4 protein-coding genes are annotated in these 3,931 nt (G+C 75.7%); 1 reads left to right on the forward strand and 3 read right to left on the reverse strand.

Features of this window, described 5'->3' with window-relative positions:
- From E1283_RS33330 to E1283_RS33340, 3 genes are all read right to left on the reverse strand, one after another.
- Window positions 1-1,073, reverse strand: a 1,073-nt coding sequence (locus tag E1283_RS33330) for a PEP/pyruvate-binding domain-containing protein (RefSeq protein ID WP_279571311.1), incomplete at its 3' end; no start/stop codon positions are given.
- Window positions 1,070-1,696, reverse strand: a complete 627-nt coding sequence (locus E1283_RS33335) for a transcriptional regulator (RefSeq protein WP_132821907.1) — start codon at window positions 1,694-1,696, stop codon at window positions 1,070-1,072. The genes E1283_RS33330 and E1283_RS33335, both read right to left, overlap by 4 nt.
- Window positions 1,693-2,796, reverse strand: a complete 1,104-nt coding sequence (locus E1283_RS33340; protein WP_132821908.1) for a TetR/AcrR family transcriptional regulator — start codon at window positions 2,794-2,796, stop codon at window positions 1,693-1,695. The genes E1283_RS33335 and E1283_RS33340 overlap by 4 nt, the downstream gene beginning before the upstream one ends.
- A 133-nt stretch (window positions 2,797-2,929) precedes the next feature.
- Here E1283_RS33340 and E1283_RS33345 point away from each other — a divergent pair, with 133 nt between their 5' ends.
- The gene (locus E1283_RS33345; protein ID WP_132821909.1) at window positions 2,930-3,910 is read left to right on the forward strand and encodes an ATP-binding cassette domain-containing protein; all 981 of its coding nucleotides are present in this window, start codon (window positions 2,930-2,932) and stop codon (window positions 3,908-3,910) included.
- Window positions 3,911-3,931: the final 21 nt, after the last annotated feature.

Raw genomic sequence — 3,931 nt, forward strand, 5'->3', positions numbered from 1 at the left:
GGGCAGGCCCCCACGCCCCGCCCCAGCGCGTCGGCCCGCGCGGCCGCCGCGATGCGGGGCGTGCGGACGTGCGCGAGGTGCCGCGGCGAGACCCTGAGCAGTGCCTGGTGCCGGGTGATCAGCCCCTCGTCGGCGAGATCGGTGGCGAGCCGCACCGCCGCCGCGCCGACGAACCGGCCTGGCCGGGCCTGCAACAGCCACAACTCGCCGGTCTGGAAGGTGAACTCGACGTAGCAGGCGTCGCGGTGGTGCCCCTCGACGCGGCGCAGCGCGTCGAGCAGCCCGGCCCACACGGCCGGCTCCCGGCCGGCGAGTTCGCGCAGCGGCCGGGTGGCGGAGCGGCCGGAGACGACGTCGTCGCCCTGGCGCCCGAACAGGACGTCGCCGTACGGCACGGGCTCCCCGGTGTTGGGGTCGCGGCTGAACGCGACCCCGGTGCCGCTGCGGTCGTCGCGGTTCCCGAAGACCATCGCCTGCACGATCACGGCGGTGCCGAGGTCGTGCGGGATGTCGTGCAGGGCGCGGTAGGTTCGCGCGCGCGGCGCGTCCCACGAGGCGAGGACGGCCGCCACGGCCAGCCGCAACTGCCCGACCGCGTCGTCCTCGGGAATCGTCCGGCCCGCCCCGTCCGTTTCGGTGAGCGCGGCGGCGAAGGTGGACAGGAACGTGCGTCGCGCGTCCCGCGCGAAGCGCGCGTCGCCGGTCTCGGCGGCCAGCCCCGCCGTGGCCTCGCTCGTCAGGCCCAGGTTGAGGATCGTGTTCATCATGCCGGGCATCGAGACGCTCGCGCCGGAGCGTACCGAGACGGCCAACGGCTCCCGCGCCGCGCCGAACCCGCGCCCCGTCGCCGCCTCCAACTCACCCATGGCGGCGACGAGTTCGCCGTCGAGCCCGGCGGGCAGCCGGCCCGCGCGCCGGAACGCCCGGCACGCCTCGGTGGTGACGACGAACCCGGCCGGCACCGGCAGCCCGAGCCGGCGCAGCGTCACCAGGCCGTGCGCCTTGGCGCCCAGCAACGCGACGGGCTCCACCGGTTCCTCGCCCCGCGCGGCGAGTGGGCGGATCCACCTCACCGCGGTATCCCCAGCGTCGCGAGCAGATCCTCGTGGAGCTCCGCCCACACCGTGTGGTACGAGGCGGTGTGGTCGGCCACATACGTCAACTCGCCTGCTGCCGCCCGGTCCAGGGCCCCGCCCAGCCGGGCCCGGTACCGGCCGAACCGGGGCAGCGCCGCGGCCAACTCGGCGCAGACGGCGGCGGCCCGGCGGTCCAGGTCGGCGAACCGGCCGAGCACCCGGGCGTCGTACGCCGCGTCGCCGTGGTCGTTGACGGTCAACGCGCCGTCGACGGACCGCAGTTGCCAGGCCGTGCAGAGATCCAGCAACTCCGGGTTGAGGACCAGGAAGCGCTCGTACGCCGCCGTCACCGCCGCACGGGCGCCGGCTCGCGCCAACTCGTCGGATATCAGCTCGGCGTCCGCGGCGCGGCCGGCGTCCGTCAGGCCCCAGGCGCCGAACGGGCCGGCCTGGTACGTGACGAGACCGGCGACGGCCAGGTCGATCAGCGCGGACTCGGCGTCCGACGCGTCGAGGCCCGTGGTGGCGGCCACCCGGGCGACGCCGGCGTGGCCGCCGCAGCGCAGGGCGTGGAGCACCACCAACCCGCCCTCGACCAGCGGTGGTTCGGCGCGCGTCATGGCGTGGCCTCCCGGGACCGCCCGCCGTCGACGCGGGTGAGCGTCGTGGCGTACCCGGCGCTGCGCCCGCTCGCCCGGGCGACGATCGCGCCGCCCCGGACGCGCACGGCGGCCTCCGTCTCGTCGTCGACGGCGGTCAGCCCGAGGGCGGTGGCGACCAGGGCCTCGTCGTCCACGACCAGCCGGAGCCCTCGCCACGCCTCGGGCGGGAACACGCGGCGCAGGCAACCGGCCAGGTCGCTGACCCGGAGCCGCACGAGGCCCCCCGTCTCGGCCGGCGCGGCGGTGACCACGGCCACCGTGACCTGTTCGCCGGGCGGGACCGAGCGGACGGCCTCCTCGGCGGCGGACAGCCGGCCGGCGCCCAGCACCGTCACCAGTCCTTCGGCCCCGAGGTCGACCTCGCCCCCGGTGAGCCGGTCCACCAGACCCGACGGCGGGTCCCAGCCGTCCCGGCACGGTTCGCCGGGCTCGACGTAGGGCAGGTGCGGCGGCGCCCAGACATCGCCGAGGTCCAGGCCGGCCAGGTGCTCGCAGGCGCGGGTCCGGTCGAAGGGGTCGCCGAAGCCGGGCGTCAGCTCGGCCAGCAACCCCGAGCCGCCCAACAGCGTCAGCACCAACTCGGCGAGCCGGACCCGCCGCCCCCGCGCGGCACCCGGCTCGCACTCCTCGAGACCCATCGCCAGCAGCAGCGCCTCCAGCCGGGCGATCTGCGTCAGCACCGCCCGCGCGGGCCCGTCGTCGACCACGCCCACCAGCGAGCGCAGTTGCAGCCGGCCACCGGCCGCCGTGTCGTCGACCAGCGGCAGCCGCTCCAGCCACACCCGGGCGAACCGCCCGAGCGCGTCGGGCACGGAATCCGGGCGCGCGGCGGCCTCGCTCGGCCACGCGCGCTCGACCATCTCGACCAGCACCGCCAGATACAGCGCGCGCTTGCCGGGGAAGTTCGAGTACACCGCGCCCCGGGTCAACTCCGCCCGCTCGGCGATCCGGTCGATCTTCGCCGCGCCGTAGCCGTACTCGACGAACTCCCGCCGCGCCGCGGCCAACACCGCGGCGCGCGTGCGCGCCTGCTGCTGCACCCGCGTCAGTCGAGCCATCACCGTTCCCTCCCGCTCGTTCCGCTCGTTCCGCCGGCTCCTGCCGTGGCCGAGACTTAGGATACTCTCAAAATCCGGATGACGTCGTCATCTGAATCGAGATGTGCATCCATCGGGAGGAGAACCCGGACGCATGGACGACTACGCGTTCCGTACCGAAGGGCTGGTCAAGAGGTTCGGCGGGACCACGGCGCTCGCCGGGGTCGACCTCCACGCACGCCCCGGCACCGTGCTGGGCATGCTCGGGCCGAATGGCGCTGGGAAGACCACGGCGATCCGCGTCCTGGCGACGTTGACCGGGTTCGACGCGGGCACGGCGCGCGTCGGGGGCCACGACGTCGTCCGGGAGGCCGCGCGGGTGCGCCGGCTGATCGGGCTGACCGGCCAGTACGCCACGCTGGACGAGGAGTTGACGGGCCTGGGCAACCTCGTCCTGCTCGGCAGGCTGCTCGACCTGCGCAAACCGGACGCCGTGCGCCGCGCGACGGAGCTGCTCGACCGGTTCGGCCTCGGCGACGCCGCGCGCCGGCCGGTGGCCACCTACTCCGGCGGGATGCGCCGCCGGCTCGACCTCGCGGCCAGCCTCGTGGGCCGGCCCCGCGTCGTCTTCCTCGACGAGCCGTCCGTCGGCCTCGACCCCGGCCGGCGCGAGGAGCTGTGGCGGATCATCCGCGAACTCACCGCGGACGGGGCGAGCGTGCTGCTGACCACGCAGTACCTGGAGGAGGCCGACGCGCTCGCCGACGAGATCGCGGTGATCGACGACGGGCGCGTCATCGCGCACGGCACCCCGCCTGACCTCAAGCAGATCGTCGGCGGCCAGGCCATCGCCGCCCGCCCCCGGGACCAGGACCGGACGGACGAGGTGGCCCAGGTCCTCGCGGCGGTCTGCGGACACCCGGTCGAACGCGCGGGCCGACACGGACTGGTGGTGCCCGTCGACGGCGACCGGGCCGTCTACGACGTGGCCCGCCGCCTCGACGAACGGGGCATCGCCCTGGCCGAGTTCGCCCTGCGCCTGCCCAGCCTGGACGAGGTCTTCTTCGCTCTGACGGGCGCGCCACGCGACACGTCCACCCCCACCAGGACCGAGCACCCGAGGAGCCGAGCATGACCCCCACGCCAGTCCCTGCCC

Origin of the sequence: Streptomyces hainanensis, assembly GCF_004348415.1 — a bacterium.
Classification (GTDB): domain Bacteria; phylum Actinomycetota; class Actinomycetes; order Streptomycetales; family Streptomycetaceae; genus Streptomyces; species Streptomyces hainanensis.

Bases quoted from the DNA above. Each gene is read 5' to 3' on its own strand.
- E1283_RS33335 (WP_132821907.1), bottom strand. From the start codon at position 1,696: ATGACGCGCGCCGAACCACCGCTGGTCGAGGGCGGGTTGGTGGTGCTC.
- E1283_RS33340 (WP_132821908.1), bottom strand. From the start codon at position 2,796: ATGGCTCGACTGACGCGGGTGCAGCAGCAGGCGCGCACGCGCGCCGCG.
- E1283_RS33345 (WP_132821909.1), top strand. From the start codon at position 2,930: ATGGACGACTACGCGTTCCGTACCGAAGGGCTGGTCAAGAGGTTCGGC.